The organism is Sphingomonas sp. Ant20 (assembly GCF_000783375.1).
Classification (GTDB): domain Bacteria; phylum Pseudomonadota; class Alphaproteobacteria; order Sphingomonadales; family Sphingomonadaceae; genus Sphingomonas; species Sphingomonas aerolata.
This window is the reverse complement of record NZ_JRVI01000209.1, coordinates 1-16,437: the sequence shown is the minus strand read 5'-3', so window position 1 is coordinate 16,437 and position 16,437 is coordinate 1. Positions and strand designations below refer to the sequence as shown.

At 62.5% G+C, this 16,437-nt stretch carries 17 protein-coding genes and 3 pseudogenes; 10 read left to right on the top strand and 10 right to left on the bottom strand.

All coding sequences use genetic code 11. The annotated features are described in order from the left end of the window. Genes NI18_RS28155 through NI18_RS18395 form a run of 3 tightly spaced genes read right to left on the bottom strand, consistent with a single transcriptional unit; the run spans window position 1 to window position 1,970 of the window. Window positions 1-264, bottom strand: a complete 264-nt coding sequence (locus tag NI18_RS28155; RefSeq protein WP_037532076.1) for a TonB-dependent receptor — start codon at window positions 262-264, stop codon at window positions 1-3. Window positions 265-270: 6 nt separating this feature from the next. Then, window positions 271-900: a TonB-dependent receptor gene (locus NI18_RS18400; RefSeq protein WP_037532075.1), complete on the bottom strand. Its 630-nt coding sequence runs from the start codon at window positions 898-900 to the stop codon at window positions 271-273. Next, a complete protein-coding gene (locus NI18_RS18395) occupies window positions 897-1,970 on the bottom strand; it encodes a TonB-dependent receptor plug domain-containing protein (protein ID WP_306286515.1) in 1,074 nt (357 codons plus the stop codon). The genes NI18_RS18400 and NI18_RS18395 overlap by 4 nt, the downstream gene beginning before the upstream one ends. A gap of 105 nt (window positions 1,971-2,075) precedes the next feature. Between NI18_RS18395 and NI18_RS23685 the strand changes: the two are divergent. The 5 genes and pseudogenes from NI18_RS23685 to NI18_RS18380 all read left to right on the top strand — a co-directional run. Next, window positions 2,076-2,290 (top strand): annotated as a pseudogene (locus NI18_RS23685) (integrase core domain-containing protein); the annotation flags it as partial. A 16-nt stretch (window positions 2,291-2,306) separates the two neighbouring features. Further along, a complete protein-coding gene (locus tag NI18_RS18390) occupies window positions 2,307-3,059 on the top strand; it encodes an IS5 family transposase (RefSeq protein ID WP_037532073.1) in 753 nt (250 codons plus the stop codon). Window positions 3,060-3,225: 166 nt separating this feature from the next. Continuing rightward, window positions 3,226-3,468, top strand: coding sequence for a hypothetical protein (locus NI18_RS25915; protein ID WP_052149335.1), 243 nt, complete (start codon window positions 3,226-3,228; stop codon window positions 3,466-3,468). Further along, the gene (locus tag NI18_RS18385; RefSeq protein ID WP_052149334.1) at window positions 3,465-4,604 is read left to right on the top strand and encodes a glycoside hydrolase family 95-like protein; all 1,140 of its coding nucleotides are present in this window, start codon (window positions 3,465-3,467) and stop codon (window positions 4,602-4,604) included. Before NI18_RS25915 ends, NI18_RS18385 begins: the two co-directional genes overlap by 4 nt. A 23-nt stretch (window positions 4,605-4,627) precedes the next feature. After that, window positions 4,628-6,553 carry an alpha-L-fucosidase gene (locus NI18_RS18380; protein WP_052149333.1) on the top strand — a complete coding sequence of 642 codons (1,926 nt, stop codon included), beginning with the start codon at window positions 4,628-4,630 and terminating at the stop codon, window positions 6,551-6,553. A gap of 42 nt (window positions 6,554-6,595) precedes the next feature. Here the strand turns inward: NI18_RS18380 and NI18_RS25910 are convergent. The 4 genes and pseudogenes from NI18_RS25910 to NI18_RS27380 all read right to left on the bottom strand — a co-directional run. Then, a pseudogene (locus NI18_RS25910) lies at window positions 6,596-6,685 on the bottom strand (alpha/beta hydrolase); the annotation flags it as partial. A 651-nt stretch (window positions 6,686-7,336) separates the two neighbouring features. Next, window positions 7,337-7,603 (bottom strand): hypothetical protein, encoded by a 267-nt coding sequence (locus NI18_RS18370; protein WP_031439200.1) that lies wholly within the window; start codon window positions 7,601-7,603, stop codon window positions 7,337-7,339. A gap of 62 nt (window positions 7,604-7,665) precedes the next feature. Beyond that, window positions 7,666-8,076 (bottom strand): ferritin-like domain-containing protein, encoded by a 411-nt coding sequence (locus tag NI18_RS18365; protein ID WP_306286511.1) that lies wholly within the window; start codon window positions 8,074-8,076, stop codon window positions 7,666-7,668. Continuing rightward, a complete protein-coding gene (locus NI18_RS27380; protein ID WP_306286510.1) occupies window positions 8,046-8,369 on the bottom strand; it encodes a hypothetical protein in 324 nt (107 codons plus the stop codon). Before NI18_RS27380 ends, NI18_RS18365 begins: the two co-directional genes overlap by 31 nt. 35 nt (window positions 8,370-8,404) lie before the next feature. Here NI18_RS27380 and NI18_RS18360 point away from each other — a divergent pair, with 35 nt between their 5' ends. Further along, entirely contained in the window at window positions 8,405-9,214 is an 810-nt protein-coding gene (locus tag NI18_RS18360) for a transglutaminase-like domain-containing protein (protein WP_031393878.1), read from the top strand. A gap of 83 nt (window positions 9,215-9,297) precedes the next feature. On the opposite strand, the gene NI18_RS22620 is transcribed toward NI18_RS18360, so the two are convergent. The 3 genes from NI18_RS22620 to NI18_RS27375 all read right to left on the bottom strand — a co-directional run bounded on the left by NI18_RS22620 (window position 9,298) and on the right by NI18_RS27375 (window position 10,826). Continuing rightward, entirely contained in the window at window positions 9,298-9,660 is a 363-nt protein-coding gene (locus NI18_RS22620) for a hypothetical protein (protein WP_128082318.1), read from the bottom strand. A gap of 186 nt (window positions 9,661-9,846) precedes the next feature. Then, window positions 9,847-10,365, bottom strand: a complete 519-nt coding sequence (locus NI18_RS18350; protein WP_052149332.1) for a general stress protein — start codon at window positions 10,363-10,365, stop codon at window positions 9,847-9,849. Window positions 10,366-10,526: 161 nt separating this feature from the next. Beyond that, complete coding sequence (locus NI18_RS27375; RefSeq protein ID WP_306286509.1) at window positions 10,527-10,826, bottom strand: hypothetical protein; 300 nt, start codon at window positions 10,824-10,826, stop codon at window positions 10,527-10,529. 746 nt (window positions 10,827-11,572) lie between these two features. Here NI18_RS27375 and NI18_RS27370 point away from each other — a divergent pair. From NI18_RS27370 to NI18_RS28145, 4 genes and pseudogenes are all read left to right on the top strand, one after another. Then, window positions 11,573-12,322: a hypothetical protein gene (locus NI18_RS27370; RefSeq protein WP_306286508.1), complete on the top strand. Its 750-nt coding sequence runs from the start codon at window positions 11,573-11,575 to the stop codon at window positions 12,320-12,322. Between the two features lie 131 nt (window positions 12,323-12,453). After that, a pseudogene (locus NI18_RS28150) lies at window positions 12,454-13,496 on the top strand (prolyl oligopeptidase family serine peptidase). Between the two features lie 741 nt (window positions 13,497-14,237). Next, a complete protein-coding gene (locus NI18_RS18335) occupies window positions 14,238-15,962 on the top strand; it encodes a sensor domain-containing diguanylate cyclase (RefSeq protein ID WP_037532066.1) in 1,725 nt (574 codons plus the stop codon). Window positions 15,963-16,271: 309 nt separating this feature from the next. Beyond that, window positions 16,272-16,437 (top strand): helix-turn-helix domain-containing protein (locus NI18_RS28145; protein WP_347574887.1); only part of this gene is annotated, 166 nt, incomplete at its 3' end.

The window sequence follows — 16,437 nt, the reverse complement described above, 5'->3', positions numbered from 1 at the left end:
TCAGAAGGTTACGCGGATCGTGCCCACCACCCGACGCGGCTCGCCATAGAAGCCCCCAGGGCCGCCGAAGGCGAAGCGGACGTTCCGGTAATAGGTCCGGTCGAGCAGGTTGGTGGCGTTGACGCTGAGGATCGCTCGTTCGGTGAGCTTCAGTCGCGCCAGTGCATCGACGGTAGCATAGCTACCCTGGCTCACTGTCCCGGGTACGAGCACCGGTGAGCCGTTGGCGTTGAAGCGACCCGAAGGTACGTTGCCGCGGTCCAAGATGCGTCACTGTGCGGTGATGCCACCACCGATCGTCAGTCGGTCGCCGAACAACCGATAGGTTGTGTAGACGCGACCGACATGCAGTGGGAAGAATGGGTTCACCCGGGCGCCGAGCCGGTCTTCTGTTCGTGCGTAGGTGTAGCTGCCGTTGACGCTCCAGCCGGGAAGCGGTTCGCCTGCAAGCTCCACCTCGCCGCCCCACGTCTTCACGCCGGATACCGAGATGGACGGCGTGAGATTGCCCGGCAGCGACATCGGTATGCCGTTCGGGTCCGTGAGCGTGAGATTGTCCTGCTTGATGTGAAAGCCAGCTGCTGACACGGTGAAGCCATCGCCGAACGGGGTTGCCTTCACGCCCGCTTCGTAGTTGGCACCGGTGGTAGGCGGCAGGATGTCGTTGTTCACGTCCCGCGCTGACACCGGGCTGAAAACACTTGCATAGCTTGCGTATAGCGAAAGGGCGGGAACGACATCGACTACGATGCCGCCGTAAGGCGCCCAGCGCTTTTCACGCTGAACGTCGGTCGGTCTCGTCGGCTGCAGGACGCCCGCATCGTTGAAGTCGTCGCGGTCGGCGCGGTAATCGGTGTAACGCGCCCCGGCGATGATCTTGAGCCAATCGGTCGGGTTCAACCGAACCACGCCATAGGCACCAAGCTGGCGAAGATCCTGGGAAAACAGCAGGGCATCGGTACGGATGATCGAGGGGGATGCGAAGGTCGGCAGCAGGGATCGATGTCGTAATTACCGGCCGTGGGAAAGCCTGGCGGGAGCGCTCTCGGGTCAGGGTTGAAACCTGTCCGTCCCGCTGAAAAGTCGCGCTCGAAATAGTTGACGCCGCCGACAATCTCGTGCTCGCGGCCGAACAGCCTGACCTTGCCGGCGACATACCCGTCGAGTGCGTCTTCGTTCTGATCGACTTCGCCATAGAAGCTGAACGGCGCACCCAGTCCGGTGCCGTCGCGGCGCGGAAAGCCGCCCGGGATGTTGAAGAGACGGCTGTCGTTGTCGCTGCGGCGCCCATTGTAGCTGACGCGGACAAGCCAGTTTTTGCCGATGTCCTGCTCCGCTGCCGCGAAGACGGTGGTCACCTCGCGAAGCCAGCGGTTGTAGGCGGCAGCCCCCGTAAACGAGCGTGGGAAGTCGGTTCTCGTGCCGTCGTTGTAGAGAAGGGGGATGGTGCCCCAGCCAGCACCCTGCTGGTCGGTTCGCAGGTAGTCCGCGCCGACACGCAGGCGGGTGTGCGGGGTCACGTCCCATTCCAGTGTACCGTAGATCACGGGAATCTTGTCGTGCTGAAGGTCGATGTAGGACCCGCGATCGGTATAGGCGGCGACCACGCGTGCTCGGACCGAGCCGTCCCTGGTCACGGGACCTCCGACGTCGGCCTCGAACCTGTATCCCGAGAAACTGCCGCCCTGCATGTAGTAGTAGCCGCGGAACTCGGACGGCGCACGCTTGCGGATGAGGTTGACGGTGGCGGAAGGATCGCCGACGCCGGCGACGAGGCCGGCTGCGCCACGGATCACCTCTACCCGGTCATACAATGCGAGGTCGCCGACTGCCGAATTCTCATAGCCGCTGACCTGGTAGATGGTCGGCACGCCGTCGAACTGGAAGTTGCGTACCGCGAAACCGCGGATGTTATAGTTGGTACGCGCCGCGTCGGTGGAGGTGATCGTCACGCCTGGCGTTTGCGCCAGTACCTCGGTTATGGAGGTGAGGTTGAAATCCTCGATACGCTGACGATCGACGACCTCACCGATTGCGGTGTTTCCTTTATCGTCAGCGGCAGCTTGGTCGATGTGGTGGGTCGCTTATCCTTCTCACCGGTACGACGATGCCCAGTCGATCAGTCCCTCAATCGAACGGCATGGCTGAGGCGTTCGTCCGCACCCTGAACCGCGATTATGTCCGTGTGAACCCCAGGCCGAATGCGCAGAGTGTCATCGACCAACTGCCTGGCTGGTTCGCACACTATAACGAGGTGCATCCGCACCGCGCTTTGCGCTATCAAGGCTGACGAAGGGAGCGTCATCTTGGATCGACATGGATTGAGCGACGAGCAGTGGGAACGGGTCCGCCCGGCACTGCCCGGTAAGGTCGGTGATCGCGGCCGTTCGGCTGCGGACAATCGCAAGTTCCTGGACGCTGTCCTGTGGATCGCCGGAACGGGAGCACCTTGGCGAGATCTGCCGCAGAGCTTTGGTAACTGGAACTCCAATTTTCGTCGCTTTCGTCGCTGGGCGACAAAAGGGGTCTTCGATCTTCTATTCGAGCGATTATCCGGCGATCGTGACTTCGAATATGCCATGATCGACGGTACTATTGTTCGGGTCCACCAGCAGGGCACCGGCGCAAGGGGGGGGACTCAACGTCAGGCGATCGGACGGTCACGCGGCGGTCTGACCACCAAGATCGTGGCGCTGGTGGACGCGCTGGGAAACCTGGCGCGTTTCGTTCTGCTGCCCGGTCAAAGCCACGACCTCGTCGGAGTGAGCCCGCTGATTAAAGACGTCGAATTCGGTATGTTGCTCGGCGACAAGGCCTTCGACGCTGACTGGTTGCGTGCGGAACTCAACGATAGAGGTGCGGTAGCGGTGATCCCTCCAAAATCGAACCGGAAGCAGAACATCGACTGTGACTTCCATGCTTATCGCTGGCGGCATCTCGTGGAAAACTTCTTCTGCAGCCTCAAAACATTTCGCCGGATCGCCACCCGATACGAGAAAACCGATGAGAGCTACCGAGCCATGATCAACCTCGCCGCCCTGAAAATCGCTATGCGCTAAATGTCCACACGCCTTAGTAAAGCGTCACGTCAGCGATCATCAGGCGCTCTACCGCCGCGCCTCACTCGAACTCAACGGCACGATCGGGGACGGGGATACACCGCGTGCCGAACGCCTGTTCCAGCTCGGCCGCTATCTCCTCATCGCCAGTTCCCGTGCCGATACGATGCCCGCCAATCTCCAGGGTGTATGGAATGCCGCGGTGCGCCCGCCCTGGAGCTCGAACTACACCACCAACATCAATCTGCAGATGAACTATTGGCTCGCCGAGAGCTGCAATCTCGCAGACTGCCATCTTCCGCTGATCGATCATATCGAACGACTCGCGGTCACCGCGCCCGCACCGCGCGGCAATTCTACGGAATGCCGGGCTGGTGTGTGCATCATAACAGCGATGTGTGGGCAATGAGCAACCCCGTCGGCGCGGGCGTCGGCGATCCCAATTGGGCAAACTGGCCGATGGCGGGCCCATGGCTGGTACAGCACGTCTGGGATCATTACCGCTTCAGCGGCGATCGCGACTTCCTCAAGACGCGCGGCTTTGCATTGATGCGAGGCTGCGCCAAATTCTGTGCAGCCTGGTTGGTTCGCGATCCACGAAGCGGCCATCTCACGACTGCCCCGTCGATCTCGCCTGAGAACCTGTTTCTGATCGCGACCGGCAAGTCCGCCGCGATATCGGCAGGCTGTACGATGGACCTCGCGCTGATCCGCGAACTGTTCAAGAATTGCATCGCGGCCATGGCGGTCATTGGCGATGTCGACGGGCTCACGGCGCGGCTCGCCGGGTTGCTGAAGCAACTCGAGCCCTATCGCACCGGCCAATATGGCCAACTTCAGGAATGGGCGACCGACTTCGCCGAGCAGGACCCGGGCCACCGACACATCTCGCATCTCTATCCGCTCTATCCCGGCGATGCGATCGACCCCGTCCGGACGCCCGCGCTCGCCCGGGCTGCACGCGCGTCGATCGCGCGCCGCGAGGCGCATGGCGGTGCCAGCACGGGCTGGAGCCGTGCCTGGGCGACCGCGGTCTGGGCCCGGCTGGGTGACGGCGCGCAGGCCGGGCGATCGCTTTCCGCGTTCATCGCCAACAGCGTCGCAGCGAACCTGCTCGACACGCATCCGGCAAAGCCACGGCCCGTATTCCAGATCGATGGCAATCTGGGCATCACTGCGGCGATCGCGGAGATGCTGCTACAGAGCCGCGAAACCGAGATCGCGCTGCTGCCTGCGGTCCCCCCGCAATGGACCAGCGGTCGCGTCGTCGGGCTCCGCGCGCGGGGCGGTCACGAGGTTGCGATCGCGTGGAGCGATGGCCATGTCGACGCGACGGTAATTGCCGGCGACACGCGCCTTTCGGTCCGATTGCCGTCAGGGTTCGAACCGCTCAAGGTTGTTCAGCGGGGGGCGATCGTCCGGTTCGAGCAGGATGCACAGTCTATCACGTTCGAGACTGTGAAGGGCCGACGCTACGACGTTGCGTCACGCAGAACCGCTCCGGGCGCCGCCAGCAGCACGCCACGCGAGAGCGATGCCACATGACCCGAAACGTTCCAGGAGTCCCCATGTCGATCATCACCCGCCGCGCTATGCTTGCCTCGGGGCTCGCCTCCGGCCTGGCATCGACAGCGTCCTCGAGCGGCTGGGCGCGCAAGCCATCGCCCGGAACTTCACCCGCGTCCTGGGGAGCAACCCCCTCCCCGCGCCAGCTCGCCTGGCACGCGCGCGAGCAATATGCCTTTGTCCATTTTTCGATCAACACCTTCACCGATCGCGAATGGGGCTATGGCGACGAAGACCCCAAATTGTTCGCACCAACCGACTTCTCGGCGGATCAGATCGTCGGAGCGGCCAAGGCCGGCGGTCTGCGCGGGATCGTCCTGACCGCCAAGCATCATGACGGATTCTGTCTGTGGCCGACGATGCTGACCGAGCATTGCGTCAGGAACAGCCCGTTTCGTGATGGCAAGGGCGATGTGGTCCGCGAATTCGAGCAAGCGGCCAGGCGCGCCGGCCTAGACTTCGGCCTTTATCTGTCACCCTGGGACCGCAATCACGCCGAATATGGCCGCCCTGGCTATCTCGACTATTACCGCAAACAGATTGTCGAACTTTGTACACGCTACGGCCAGCTGTTTGAATTCTGGTTCGACGGCGCCAACGGCGGCGACGGCTATTATGGCGGCGCCCGCGAGACACGGAAGATCGACTCCGAGACCTATTATAACTGGCCGTCGATCTTCGCCTTGGTGCATCAGCATCAGCCCATGGCCTGCACCTTCGAACCGCTGGGGTCCGACGTGCGGTGGGTCGGCAACGAGGATGGTGTCGCCGGCGATCCGTGCTGGCCGACTATGGCCAACCGTAAGCCGAGCCAAGCGGACGGCAACGCCGGTCTTCGCAACGGCCCCTTATGGTGGCCCGCCGAAACCAACACCTCGATCCGCCCGGGCTGGTTCTACCACGCCGACGAGGACGCTAAGGTCAAGGATCCCAAGCGGATGCTGCAATTGTTCGACGAATCGATCGCACGCGGCACCAATCTGATCCTGAATCTGCCACCCGACCGGCGCGGCCGTCTCGCCGATCCCGACGTCGCCATTCTGCAGTCATTCGGTACCGCGCAGCGTGTGACGTTCGCCGACAATCGTGCGACTGGCGCGATCGCGTCGGCCGATCACATTCGCGGGCCGGGCTTTGCGGCCGCCAATGTGCTCGATCAGAATCCTGAAAGCTATTGGTCGACCCCCGACGCCGTGCATACGCCGAGCCTTGTCCTCGACCTTCCGCCCGGCCGCAGCTTTGATCTCGTCCGGATCTGGGAGTTCCTGCCGCTGGGTGTCCGCGTCGACCGGTTTGCGATCGACATCGATCGCGGCAAGGGATGGTCGGAGATCGCATCGGGCACGTGCATCGCTGCACAGCGTGTCGTCCGCCTGCCCGCGCCCGTCGTCGCACGACGACTGCGCCTGCGGATCGTCGAGGCACAGGCGTGCCCGGCGATCATCGAAGTCGCGCTGTTCCGCCAGATCGCCCCGATCGCAGTCGCGCTGCCCGCCGCGCGTAGCCGCGATGTGCTGCAGCCCTCCGAGATATCGATCGTCTCGGCATCGGGACAGACTGCCGGCGCCGTGCTCGACAATGATTCGAACACAGTCTGGCAGGTTCCCGTTGCGTCGACTGCGGATCGGCCGACCGTCACATTCAAATTGACCACGCCTCAGCACTTGGCTGGCTTCATCCTGACGCCCTCGCGCGCGGTGATGACGGATACCGCGCCACCGAAGCGATTCTTTGTCGAGACAAGCCTCGACGGGAGGACATGGGTCAAGGCGGCTGCCGACGAGTTCTCGAACATCGCTAACGCGCTCTCGCCGCAGCGCATCGTGTTCGACACGCAGGTTGACGCCGTCTACGTCCGCATGACCTTCATCGGTCTTGCATCCCCCAGGACGCATATGGCCATCGCCGGCATCGACCTGTTTCGATAGAGGGTTGGCAGGCGCGATACGTATCCCGCCTACCGCCGACGGTTATCTCCAGATGAACGCGAGGATGTCGGCGTTGATGACATCAGCCTGCGTCGTCGCCATGCCATGCGGATAGCCCGGATAGGTCTTGAGCCTGCCTCCCATCGGATACCAGTTCCGGCAAGGGGTGCGACCTGATCATCTTCGCCATGATCACCAGCACTGGCTGGTCGGCGATGCGCGCGACCGGGCGTTGCGAGACTATTGGAAGAGCGAATCCGACTTTGTCGATGTCGATTCGACCGCCAGCAGCTTCGATCCGAGGACGGGCGAGCGACGCCTTTCGATGACGGGTAACGCGCGCATGGATTGGACCTCAGGCTGGTTTCCAACCGACGGGATGGCGATCGGCTATCGTGCTCATTTCACCCGCGACGCCGGGCTCGACGGTGACGCACCGTACGCCGTCCCCTATCCACAGCATACGCGCACGATGGACACGGTCCTGTTGCCGCAAGAACGATATCGCCAGAACAGTCGCGGGCATCGAATATCGCCGCCGTGTCACGTTAAAGGGCGGCATGTTCACCGCGAAGCGCACCCGCCGACGAGTTCGCAGCCTATGGCGTATCGCCCTGAGATGGCTCGCATCGCCGTTGCTCATGATCGCCCACCCACGCGTAGATCACAGTATCAGGACCGGTAGGACGCTCGACGCTGGAAGTGGCGGTCTTGTTCAGGACAGCAAATCTGTGTCCCCTGCCCTCAACAAGAGGCACAATTCCCGAGCTGGTCGGGGCAGTTTCAGTGCTCGTTGGAACGCCGGTCTTCGGCAGGCGTATAATAGCGCGCGATATCCGCTTCGGTGAGGGCATGACCGCTCGACTCTTCAACAAGCGCGGCGATTTCGCCATTGGTCTTCCCGGCGTTGCGCAGCTGCTCGATCTCGTCGCTTACCATGTTGATGAAGGCGGGGACCGGGAACCGTTCCTCACCCAGGCCCAGTGCATCACGCATGTGTTTTTGCGCACGCAAGGCTTCGGGAAGCGTGAACGCGATATCATCAGCCATCGAACGTGCCTTTCATGAACTGGATATGGTCGGGGGGCATTGGCCCCCCGACACCGAAACGCTTATGCGGTGACCGCTTCCGCTTTGACGTTCACGCTCGACGTTGCCATCGCGGTCAACTTGTCGTCGGTCGCATATTCCTCATCGAGCGTTTCTTTCAGGATCGCAGCGATATCGGCGCGGCCGAGCTGGTTCGCCCAAGCGATCAGCGTGCCATAGCGCGTGATCTCGTAATGCTCGACGGCCTGTGCCGACGCGATCAGCGCGGCATCCAGAACGGCTTTGTCCTCGATCTCGCCGGCGACTTCGTTGGCTTCCTTGATGATGCCGTCGATCGCCGGGCAGGTCACGGCCTTCGCCTTCTCGCCAAGCAGGTCGAAAATCCGCTCGAGGCGCGTGATCTGGCCTTCCGTCTCACGCAGATGGGTTTCGAAACCCTGCTTCAGGGCTGGCGCCGTTGCCTTGGCGACCATTTTCGGCAGCGCTTGGTGATCTGGTTTTCCGCGTAATACACATCCTGCAACTGGTGCAGGAACAGGTCGTCGAACGTCACGATGTCTTTGGAAAACAGGCCCATGATAGGATCCTCGCTAAGCAAATGGCTGCGAAGCAGACTGCTCCGGCACCGCCGCAACGCGCCGGCTCCGGGGTAAGTTTCGTTCGGGTCGGCGCAGCCTTCACGCAGTCCGATCGGTGGCGGCGTTGTGATCCTCGACGCCGGTCCGGTTGTCGCTCGACTGATCATGCCGGCGGTCAAGTCGGGCATAGGAACGATCGGAAAAGCCCCCCATCTAGCGTCGCATGACCAATAGCATTCTTCATCTCGGGCTCATGGAAGACGGCGAGATCGAGCTCGATCTGGCCGCCCTGGAACTCGCAGCGCTCGATCATCCCGGTATCGATCTCGATGAATATATCGACGAGCTCACTGGCATAGAATTGGCCCTGCGCGCTGCGGACGACGACGCAGCAGGCAGCGGCGCGCAGGCCCAGACCTTGAGCAGCGTCATGGTCGAGGATTTCGGCTTCTCCGGCGACCGCACGCACTACGACGATCCCCAGAACGCGGACCTAATCGCTGTCGTCGATCGACGGCTCGGTCTGCCGATCAGTCTGTCGATCCTCTATGTGGCAATGGCCCGACGCCTTGGATGGTCGGCGATGCCGCTCAACACCCCCGGTCACGTCCTGGTCCGCCTTGGCGACGCACCGGATGCGCTGATCATCGATCCCTTCAATGACGGTCGCATCGTCGCCCCCGAACAGGTGGAAGCCTTGTTGGAGCAGATGACGGGCCAGACACGGTTTTCCGACGGGATGCTGCCCCTGTCGAACCGATCGGCGCTTGTTCGACTGCTGCTCAACCAGGCGACGCGTGCCGAGCAGGCCGGCAATCCCGCGCGCGCGCTAGTCCTGTACGACCGCATGACGATCGTGGCGCCCACGCACGCCCATGGTTGGTGGGAGCGAGCCAGACTTCAGCTAGTCGCGGGAGATGTTGCCGGCGCCCGCAACAGCCTTAGCGCGATGCTCGAGATTTCCCGGGACGACGATCTGCGCCTGCAGGTATCGGCAGCGCTCGATGCCCTTCCCCGACCAACGCCCTCGTGAACGTCGCGGGGGACTGGCTCTACCCCAAGCGCCCTTTGGGAAGGTCTCTGTCTGCGAGAAGATCGTCGAGCCTTGGGATACCTTCAGCTCGCGGGCTTCGTGATCCCCGGGAGCTTCGCCGCGCGGAGCTTGCTCAGCAGATCGCGTGCTTCCACGGGGGCCGCCTGTTTGAACAGGCTGAACAGCGCGCCATCGTCCAAACCGCTGATGTCAAACCCGATCGACAAGGCAATGGGCTGACGAAGACGAGCACCGGGCTGCGCCTCGAGGACGAGTACGAACCACTGCATGCCAACGGGGGGCTGTCCGATATTCTCGGCGAACTCCCCTGCAACGGCTTGGCGTATCCGGATGCGTCGATCGGGATTATTGTCGAACCAGGCCGCGTCCCCGTGCGTGGCCACCTCTGCGATGCGGTCGTCAATCGAGCGGGGTGTACTGATCATCATGAGGTCCTGACATACGCCATTGCGGGGCGGCCTGTAGCGAGCCCGGTCGCATTGGCAAATGGCGCGATGCGCACACAGGTTCGGCTCAGGCGCCGCGATACTTGCCTTCGATGCTACCCAATGCCGAGACGGGGCGCCCCCTTAGGAACGCCCCGTCTCTTCGAGCCAGCAAATCAGAGAGGATTACGCCGACGCGACCTTGGCACGCGTCGATGTGTGACCGCCGGAGCGATACAGCACATCGGCTGCGTCCTCGGGAGCGACCCCTGCCCCGGCGGTATCGACCGACACGAACACGCCACCTTCGTTGATGCGCCCCTCATAATAGCTGGCATCGACCCGGCTGACGCCATGGTCCGTCATGACTTTTTCCAGCCCCCCGACGGCGCCACCGAGCGCCGCACCGACGACGGCTGCACCGGGGATCGCTGCCGACGCGATCGCGCCCGCTGCAACGAGAGGGCCGACGCCGGGTATTGCGAGCGCCGCGATACCGAGCAGGGTCCCGATACCAGCGCCGGCTGCGACCTTGCCGACAAACTCCTGCGTGTCGCCGTTGCCGTCTGTGGTCGTGTTCTTGCCATTGTGCTGCGCCACGACCGAAATCGCGCTGTCGCTAATGCCCGCAGCGCGCAGCTCTGAAACGGCGCGCTCTGCATCGGCGTGATTGTCGAAAACGGCTGATACGAGGGTCGTGCTCATGATGATTCCTGTCGACAGTTCGGTTGCTCACGGATCTAGAAGCCGTGTCGAAGGATGATCGTTCCGGATATTGAGGGTTAGCGAAGCGGTAACCATGAATAGCAGCGTCGCGACACAGGACGCTGTGAGCGGGATAGACCATGCCCGTAGGCAGCTGCGACTTAAGTGTCGCTTTTTCCCTTTCGCCATTGTCGCATCGCGGCGTCATATCGTTGACGCTCGGCTTCGACTGCAGCCTCTGCCGCGCCGACGTCTGCGCGGTGTTGCTCTTCAAGCTCACGTCGCTCGCGGGCCAGCTTGGCCTCCCGGTCCGCCAACCCCTTCATCCTGCCGCCGTAATCGGCCGTCACCGTTTCCAGCGCAGCTTCCGCCGCCTCGAGCTTCGCGCCGCTCGGCTTCGGTTTCGGTGCAGACTTCGGTTTTTGCGGCTGTTTGGACGTTTCGGGGGCGCGCCGAAACATCTCCCCGCGCTGTCCGCAGTTCGAGGGCCGGCATGGCCTTGATCTGCTCCGCAGTCGTGCCGCGAGAATGCTTCACGACCAGGCCTGGCGAGGCCAAAGGCTCAGCGGTCAGCGCGGGGTCTGTGACGAGCTCTGCTATGCCTCGCGCGAACAGGTCGCGCTCGCTGCCCCAGGCCTCGAGGGCAGCCTTCTGGCTCGTTGCGGCGACATAGGCATCATTGAAGCCAGCGGCCGTCCTGTAAACCTTCAGCTTTTGCGCACGAGCCATGCGATTTGATACCGCGCTATGTGCTGAAATAGAAGTTGGCGCCGGTCGCCCTTCCGGTACCGACGCCAAAGCCCACCTCCGGGCTTACCGGACATTGAATCTCGCTCGGCTGTTTGTGGCATCGTCGGTCCGATCACGACCTGCCTAGATATATTAACGAGAAGCGCCGCCATGGCTACGCATTCCATCGATGCTGAAGTTAGCAGGTAACTGTGTCGGCTTGCGTCGAGAAGCGGCTGGAACTGCGATAAAGACCATTTTTTTGGCTCAAGCTGTAGGCGACGCTTGCGATCATCGAGCGTTCTATTGTTGAGACGCAAATCGCACTCCCTGCGATGGACGCGAGATGTTCGCCGATCGGCTGAGGATAGAATCGGGGCGATAAATCACGATGTCGATCACGCGAGACCGCTAGCAATTCAGCGACCCGCTGTACCCGCCCTTGACCTAACGGTGCCCGGCGACCGACAACCGGCGAATGATCAAGCCTCTCGTCGCAACCGTCGCGCTGTTCGCGCTCGCTACCGGAACCGCAGCGCAGACCGTGCCGACGCAGCAGGTCGGCAGCGCCACGCTCTCTGGCGTGCCCAGTATCCCCGTTGAGGTGCGCGAGGCGGTGCAGCGCTATCAGAATAGTCGGGCGGCACAGTTCGAGGATTGGCTGCCGGACGGCTCGATGCTGATCGCGACGCGCTTTGGCGCGACGCAGCAATTGCATCACGTCGCAACCCCCGGTGGCGCACGCACACAGGTCACGTTCGGCGCGGAGCCGATTGCTGCTGCGACGACGATCCCCCGCAGCGATCGATTCGTGATGACGCGCGACACGGGCGGGGACGAATGGTTTCAACTTTATACGCGCAGCCTTACTGGTGTAGCGACGCCGGTGACCGAGGCCGGCACGCGCAATCAATCACCGGTTTTCAGCAAGGACGGCGCGCTGATGGCATGGGCGCGGGCGACCAAGGGAAGCGCCGCTTATGCAATCCTTGGGGTCGATCCAAAGACGGGCGGCAACCCGCGCAGGCTTTACCAGTCCGACGGCGCGGTGGCACCCGCCGATATCGCGCCCGACGCCGCGCGGCTGATATTTGTGCGCAGCCTTTCCAACCGTGAGGACCAGCTGTTCGAGCTGGATCTCAAGACCGGCAAGGCGGGCCGCATCGCGCCGAAGGCTGACGCTGCGTCTATGCCGACCCACGCTATCTGCCGGGCGGACGGAAGCTGATCGCCATCTCCGATTCCGGCAGCGACACGCGCCGACTGGTCGAGATCGATATCGCCAGCGGCGCGCAGACGGTCCTGACGCCGAACCTGAAATGGGACGTCGAGAGCTTCGATCTGACGGATGACGGGCGCGTGCTCGCCTATTCCGTGAACGAGGACGGCTTCTCGCGCGTGGTAGTGCAGGATCGGGTCACCCGCCGCGCGCTACCGCAACCCGTGCTGCCGCGCGGCGTCCTGACCGCGCTCAGATTTTCGCCTGACGGCAGGAATCTGGCGGTTGGCCTGACCTCGGCCGCTTCCGCCGGCGACGTGTGGAGCTGGGGCGTGACCGGAGGCGGCCTGACACGCTGGACCGAGTCGGAGCTGGGCGAACTCGATCCCGCCACGCTTGCCGAGCCCGAGCTGGTGCGCTTCAAGTCCTTCGACGGCCTGTCTGTCCCGGCGTTCGTCTATCGGCCCAAGGGCTTGCCGGCAGGCACGCGGACGCCGGTGATCATCGACGTCCATGGGGGGCCGGAGGCGCAGACGCGCCCGATCTGGAACTATGGCGCGCAATATTTTGCCGATGTGTTGAAGGCGACGGTGATCCTTCCCAACGTCCGCGGCAGCGACGGCTATGGCAAGCGCTACCTCAACCTTGACAATGGCGTGAAGCGCGAGGACTCGGTCAAGGATATCGGCGCCCTGCTCGACTGGATCGACACGCAGCCGGGCCTCGATGCAGGCCGTGTCGCGGTTTATGGTCAGTCCTATGGCGGCTATATGAGCCTTGCGTCATGACGCATTATTCGGACCGGCTGGTCGGCGGGGTCGAGCGCTACGGGATCAGCAACTGGAACACGTTCCTCCAGAACACCGAGGCCTATCGTCGCGACAATCGCCGCGCGGAATATGGCGACGAGCGCGATCCGGCGATGCGCGCGGTACTAACGCGGGTGTCGCCGTTCACGAATGTCGCGCGGATCACCAAGCCAATGTTGGTGATGCAGGGTGCCAACGACCCGCGTGTGCCCCAATCGGAATCGGACCAGATCGTGGCGCGCCTGCGCGCAAACGGCAACGACACTTGGTATGTGGTGTTCGCCGACGAAGGGCACGGCTTTCTGAAAAAGCCGAACAACGATCTGCGGCGCGAGGTGGAAACCGTATTCTTGAGGCGTCTGTTTGAGCGGTAACGTTGGGGGGATAGGCTTGGGAGGAATGTGCCCGCGCGCCTTTGCGATGTTGACCCACAGGCAGACTTTGATGCCGCTGCTTCAGCTGCTTGCGCTCAGACATCGCTTTAGGTTGGCGCGCCGTGCTCCTCCGTCGCTTGCGGTACGAACACCGAGAACGCCAGCGTGACGCCTGCGATCATAGGGATGCCCCGGAACGTCAGGGGCCGGCCGTGCGCTAGCCCTGCCCGGCTCGTCACTGCGCTTGCCGCCGCCCCCTGGCCCACGAGCATCTGCTAAATCTGCTGCAGCGCCCCAGCGTGTCCGTGGGCGAGGCTGGCATTGGGCACGGTGCCCAGCACCGCCGCCCCAAGCGTGATGCCAGATTTCGGGCAAACAATTTGGAGGCCGTCGTGGCCCCACGCTCTGCGAAACCCACGCTGCCCTGGATCAGCTTGCGGCGCTGAAGATCCGCGGCGGCAGGGTTCTCCGCCGCAATCTTCACATAACGCCGCGTTGGCATCCTCAAGGGCGGGTATGCCGATCAGACGGCCTGCTCTGTTTCGCATGGCGCCGGCCAAACCTCGCTATCGGCGATGAAGCCAAATTTGGAGCAGGCTTCACAACCGATTGAAAATACACCAGTCCTTATGATCCGTTAACCGTCGCCTCCTACATTTTGCGCATGAACCGAATAGCCCACCGTGTAACCGAGCTCACACGTTTTGCAGCGCTACCGATCGCCACAGGCGTGGTTACTATCTGGCGGCCTTCGCATCCCTCTACCTCACCCGCGGTGCTGACGGGATCGCGATGCTGTGGCCGCCCAGCGGCATTCTGTTCGCAGCCTTACTGGTCGAACCTCGGAATCGCATCGTGTGGCATTTAGGCGCCGCAGCAATGGCCAGTCTCGCTGCCAACCTCGGCGGCGGGAATGGCGTCCTGCTTTCGATCGGTTTCACGCTCGCTAACGTGTCCGAGTCCGGATTTGCGGCATGGCTTTTACGAAACCGAACGCGGCGTCGTGATTCATTCACCGATCCAAAGGGCTTGGTCTGGTTCTGCATCGCCGCAGCGGCCGCGGCAGCGTTGAGCGCGACGATCGCCGCCTGTGCGGCAATGGCTGTCGGGATCAGCTTCTGGCTTTCGTGGTTCACGACTGATCTGCTGGGAATTTTAATCGTTGCCCCGCTCATCCTGATCGCAGGCCGAGCCTTCTATCGCAAAAGGTTTCGCGATGGCCTGGCAGCAGCCCCGCAAGCCGTCGCGATATTTCTGCTCGTGGCTAGCGTGTCGATCATTGCCTTCTCGCAGGTCAACTACTCGCTGCTTTTCCTGCCGATGCTGGCAGTCCTTCTGGCGGCGTTGCGAATGGGACCGTTTGGCGCCGCCGGAAGTGTGTTGATCGTTGCGACGGCCAGCTCACTCGCCCATATTTTCGGCTCTGATCCGCAGGCAATCGCCGATGGTCAGGCGTATGCACGTAGCATCTTTCTGCAATTCTATCTGCTGGCCCTGTTCGCGGCCGCCCTGCCGATTGCCGCCTTGCTTGCGACTAGACAACAGCTGATCGATAGCAACGCGAACAAGCTGCGGTTGCTTGAGCTTGCCGAAGGTGCGGCTCATGTCGGTCATTGGCATCTCGATTTGTTGACGCAACTCATAACATGGTCGGACGAAGTCTTTCGCATTCATGGTGTGGAGAACCGCGTTCCGCCGTCACTCGACACCGCGATAGACGCCTATCATCCTGACGATAGGGATGCGGTTTCGGCACATATCGGGCGCTCCCTCGAACACTGCGTAGGTTTTGAATTCACCGCTCGCATCGTCCGCCCCGACGGGGAGGTACGCCATGTGTTTTCGAAGGGTGAGATTGACCGAAACGGCGTCAATGAGTCGGTTGGCCTGTTCGGCATTATCCAGGACATCACGACCCAGGTTGCGCACGAAGCCGAGATGGAACGGGCCCGCATTCGTGCTGAGACTGCCGCCCGCAACGCGATAATTCTGGCCGAGACGGACCAGCTTACCGGAATTGCAAACCGGCGCCGTACCAGCTTCTTGCTTGAGCAGACGTTGCTGCTCGCCCGCGAAACCGGGCACCCAATGTCCGTCGCGATGTTCGATATTGATCACTTCAAGCGCATCAATGACACCTATGGACATCACACAGGCGACGAGGTGCTGAAGAGGGTGGCAGCAGGCGCTGCCGCGGAACTGCGCAGCGGCGATACCATTGGCCGCTTCGGCGGTGAAGAATTCGTGATCGTGTTACCGGACGCCGCAGCGGATGCGGCAAGCAAGGTCGCCGAACGGGTGCGTCATGCGATCGGCACGGACAACTGTACGCCGGGCGTCACGGTGAGCATTGGCGTGGCAGAAATGGCGCCTGGGGAGAGTTGCGATGCGCTGCTGAGACGCGCCGATGACGCGCTGTATGTCGCGAAGAACGAGGGTCGCAACAGGATGCGGCTGGCCGCCTAGCGAAAGTCGTCCGTAGACGCAGCCGTACTTTCAATGTCTGTCTCAATTGCGCATTCGCGAATGCCTGTCGGCGACAAGAAACGGGGAGAGATGGCGCTTAACGAATGGCCGTTATGGGTTGCCCGTATAGCACTCTGAACGTCCGGTATTGGGGGTGGGTTCAACGGGTGGTCGCAACACTTCATTCTTTGAGGAGAAGGAGTGTGGGGATGAAGCAGCGTCAGCGGATTTATTACTCGGCGGCACAGCGATCCGAGATTTGGGACCGGTGGCAGCGCGGGGAGTCGATGAGTTCGATCGGCCGGCGGTTTGATCGGCAGTCGTCGTCGATTTTCTCGGTGCTGTCGCCGTCTGGCGGCATTCGTCCGGCGGAGCGCAGGCGGTCGGGCCGAGTCCCTCAGCCTGAGCGAGCGCGAGGAGATATCGAGAGGTCTTATCGTCGGCCGCTCGCTCAGAGCGATCGCAGCCCAGCTGG

Excerpts from the sequence above, each read along its gene's own strand:
- NI18_RS25915 (WP_052149335.1), top strand. The coding sequence starts at position 3,226 with ATGCCCGCCAATCTCCAGGGTGTATGGAATGCCGCGGTGCGCCCGCCC.
- NI18_RS18385 (WP_052149334.1), top strand. The coding sequence starts at position 3,465 with ATGAGCAACCCCGTCGGCGCGGGCGTCGGCGATCCCAATTGGGCAAAC.
- NI18_RS18380 (WP_052149333.1), top strand. The coding sequence starts at position 4,628 with ATGTCGATCATCACCCGCCGCGCTATGCTTGCCTCGGGGCTCGCCTCC.
- NI18_RS18370 (WP_031439200.1), bottom strand. The coding sequence starts at position 7,603 with ATGGCTGATGATATCGCGTTCACGCTTCCCGAAGCCTTGCGTGCGCAA.
- NI18_RS18365 (WP_306286511.1), bottom strand. The coding sequence starts at position 8,076 with ATGGTCGCCAAGGCAACGGCGCCAGCCCTGAAGCAGGGTTTCGAAACC.
- NI18_RS27380 (WP_306286510.1), bottom strand. The coding sequence starts at position 8,369 with ATGCCCGACTTGACCGCCGGCATGATCAGTCGAGCGACAACCGGACCG.
- NI18_RS18360 (WP_031393878.1), top strand. The coding sequence starts at position 8,405 with ATGACCAATAGCATTCTTCATCTCGGGCTCATGGAAGACGGCGAGATC.
- NI18_RS22620 (WP_128082318.1), bottom strand. The coding sequence starts at position 9,660 with ATGATCAGTACACCCCGCTCGATTGACGACCGCATCGCAGAGGTGGCC.
- NI18_RS18350 (WP_052149332.1), bottom strand. The coding sequence starts at position 10,365 with ATGAGCACGACCCTCGTATCAGCCGTTTTCGACAATCACGCCGATGCA.
- NI18_RS27375 (WP_306286509.1), bottom strand. The coding sequence starts at position 10,826 with ATGTTTCGGCGCGCCCCCGAAACGTCCAAACAGCCGCAAAAACCGAAG.
- NI18_RS27370 (WP_306286508.1), top strand. The coding sequence starts at position 11,573 with ATGATCAAGCCTCTCGTCGCAACCGTCGCGCTGTTCGCGCTCGCTACC.